At 68.9% G+C, this 3,130-nt stretch carries 2 protein-coding genes; one reads left to right on the forward strand and one right to left on the reverse strand.

What is annotated here, in order from left to right; all coding sequences use genetic code 11:
- Nucleotides 1–126: 126 nt before the first annotated feature.
- Nucleotides 127–2,154 carry a sodium-translocating pyrophosphatase gene (locus ACVOME_RS18600; protein ID WP_481505391.1) on the reverse strand — a complete coding sequence of 676 codons (2,028 nt, stop codon included), beginning with the start codon at nucleotides 2,152–2,154 and terminating at the stop codon, nucleotides 127–129.
- A 282-nt stretch (nucleotides 2,155–2,436) separates the two neighbouring features.
- Here ACVOME_RS18600 and ACVOME_RS18605 point away from each other — a divergent pair, with 282 nt between their 5' ends.
- Entirely contained in the window at nucleotides 2,437–2,940 is a 504-nt protein-coding gene (locus tag ACVOME_RS18605) for a hypothetical protein (RefSeq protein ID WP_111186796.1), read from the forward strand.
- Nucleotides 2,941–3,130 lie beyond the last annotated feature (190 nt).

Raw genomic sequence — 3,130 nt, forward strand, 5'->3', positions numbered from 1 at the left:
GGGGGCCCCCCCCCTTGGGGGCCCGGGGGGGTTGGGCGGGCCCCGGGGGGGGGGGGGGGGGGCGGGCCCCGGGGGGGGCGGGGGGGGGGGGGGGCCCGGGCCCCCGCCCCGGCCCCCACCGATCCGCTACAGCAGCGGCACCAGCAGCAGCGCCACGATGTTGATGATCTTGATCAGCGGATTGATCGCCGGCCCGGCCGTGTCCTTGTACGGGTCGCCGACCGTGTCGCCGGTCACCGCGGCCTTGTGCGCTTCGCTGCCCTTGCCGCCGAAGTGGCCATCCTCGATGTACTTCTTGGCGTTGTCCCAGGCACCGCCGCCGGTCGTCATCGAAATCGCCACGAACAGGCCGGTGACGATCGTGCCGATCAGCAGGCCCCCCAGTGCGCGTGGGCCCAGCAGCAGGCCGACCACCACCGGCACCACCACCGGCAGCAGCGAGGGCAGGATCATCTCGCGGATCGCAGAACGGGTCAGCATGTCCACGGCCTTGTCGTACTGCGGCTTGCCGGTGCCCTGCATGATGCCGGGGATGTCGCGGAACTGCCGGCGCACTTCCTCCACCACCGCGCCTGCGGCCCGACCCACCGCCTCCATGGCCATCGCGCCGAACAGGTACGGAATCAGGCCGCCGATCAGCAGGCCGATGATCACCGTGTGGTCACTGAGGTCGAAGCGGAACTCCTGCCCGGGGTTCGCCGCCTGCAGGTTGTGTGTGTAGTCGGCGAACAGCACCAGCGCCGCCAGCGCCGCCGAGCCGATCGCATAGCCCTTGGTCACGGCCTTGGTGGTGTTGCCCACCGCGTCAAGCGGATCGGTGATGTCCCGGATCTCCGAGGGCAGTTCGGCCATCTCCGCGATGCCGCCCGCGTTGTCGGTGATCGGTCCGTAGGCGTCGAGGGCCACGATCATGCCGGCCATCGACAGCATGGCAGTAGCGGCGATGGCGATGCCGTACAGGCCGCCCAGCGCGTAGGCGCCCCAGATCGCGGCACAGACCGCCACCACCGGCAGCGCGGTGGACTTCATCGAGATGCCGAGGCCGGCGATGATGTTGGTGCCATGTCCGGTGGTCGACGCCTGGGCGACGTGCTGCACCGGCTTGTACTGGGTACCGGTGTAGTACTCGGTGATCCAGACGATCAGGCCGGTCAGGACCAGGCCGATGAGGGCGCAGCCATACAGCGCCAATGGACCGTGCACGTTGTCGGGCATCAGCCCCGTGGTGATCGGGTAGAAGGCGATCGCCGCCAGAACACCCGACACGATCACGCCCTTGTACAGGGCCCCCATGATCGAGCCACCGGGCTTCACCTTGACGAACAGCGCGCCGATGATCGATGCGATGATCGACACGCCTCCCAGCACCAGCGGATACAGCACGGCGTTGGCGCCGGCTTCGGCGAGCATCAGGCTGCCCAGCAGCATGGTTGCGATCACCGTGACCGCGTAGGTTTCGAACAGATCGGCGGCCATGCCGGCGCAGTCGCCGACGTTGTCGCCGACGTTGTCGGCGATCACCGCCGGGTTGCGCGGATCGTCTTCGGGAATGCCGGCTTCGACCTTGCCGACCAGGTCGGCGCCGACGTCGGCGCCCTTGGTGAAGATGCCGCCGCCCAGGCGCGCGAAGATCGAGATCAGGGAAGAGCCGAAGGCCAGGCCGACCAGCGCATGCAGCGCCTGGTCCATCTGCAGCCCGAGCCGCAGCAGCAGGGCGTAATAGCCGGCCACGCCCAGCAGGCCCAGGCCGACCACCAGCATGCCGGTGATCGCACCTCCACGGAACGCTACGTCCATCGCGGCGCTGATGCCGTTGCGTGCGGCTTCAGCGGTCCGCACGTTGGCGCGCACCGACACGTTCATGCCGATGTAGCCGGCAACGCCGGACAGCACCGCACCCACCGCGAAGCCGACAGCGGTGTACCAGCTCAGGAACACGCCTACGAGCACGAACAACACCGCGCCAGCGATGCCGATGGTCAGGTACTGGCGGTTCAGATAGGCGCGTGCGCCCTCCTGGATCGCGGTGGCGATCGCGACCATGCGCTCATTGCCGGTGGGTTGGCGCAGGATCCAGCGCGCCGAGACGATTCCGAACAGGATCGCGAGAATGGCGCAGCCCAGCGCCAATGACAGCCCGTGACGTTCCAGCATTAGACCCCTCCGCAGAATGGATGATGAGCATCCAGTGGCGATGAACTTCACCACGAGGGGGACGACGGGCTGCAGCCTGGAACCAACCCGTGCCGACCGTGGCGGTCGTCCGACGTATGGCGGTGTTCAGCATTCCCTGGTGGCCGCAGTATGCGTGCACATGCGCCCGGATGGTAGCGCCGTGCGTGGAAGGCGCAGCGCTTGCCCCTCCACCGACGCGCCTTTGCACCCTGTTAAGCCTTCCTCTGCAAGCCTGCGCTCAGTCCTGAAGGAGACCCTCCCATGCGTCTGTCCCTGTTGATGCTTGCCGCCCTTGTGCCTGCAATGCCTGCATCTGCCGCCGAGACCCCGGAACTGCAACGCGCGGTGGGTGCGCCGCAGGCGGTGGGAGCGGTACACACGCTGCGGCAGATTCCCGAAGCCTGTGCGCGGCTGGAGGGCGCCTTCACCGGCCAGGCTGCCGAGCCGTATCGATTCGCCGTGGTCCGTACCAGCGAGCAGTGCCAGCCGCGCGCTCGTTTTGTCGACTTCGCCAAGGCGCAGCCCGCTGTCGACAAGGGCTGGAAGCTCAATGACGTGATCCGCGTGCCCAGCGCGACGTGCCCGGCACAGCAGGCGGTGGTGCGGGTGTGGCGTCTGCCGGTCGACAACCGCCAGTCGCTGGACGGCCAGGGGCAGTCGCGCATCTATCTGGAAGAAGCAAAGAAGCAGGCCGCCGCCGGCAAGATTCCGCAGGTGACGATGTTCGCCGCGCAGCTGCAGGTGGAAGGCAAGGCCTGCAACTGACGCCGTCCGGCAGGGCGAAGCCACGCAGGGCGTGGATGTACTTCGGCGCGCACCGGTAGCGTCGGGCCATGCCCGGCGGAGAACCCGGTAGTGGGGGCCGCGGGCGCCGCCACCCCGCCCCCAAAACCGCCCAGAGCCCCCCCGGCCCCCCCCCCGCAGCCCCCAGCGGCCCCCGGAAGCGGGCACGGCG

This window comes from Stenotrophomonas sp. STEN008 (assembly GCF_056760435.1).

Excerpts from the sequence above, each read along its gene's own strand:
- ACVOME_RS18600 (WP_481505391.1), bottom strand. The coding sequence starts at position 2,154 with ATGCTGGAACGTCACGGGCTGTCATTGGCGCTGGGCTGCGCCATTCTC.
- ACVOME_RS18605 (WP_111186796.1), top strand. The coding sequence starts at position 2,437 with ATGCGTCTGTCCCTGTTGATGCTTGCCGCCCTTGTGCCTGCAATGCCT.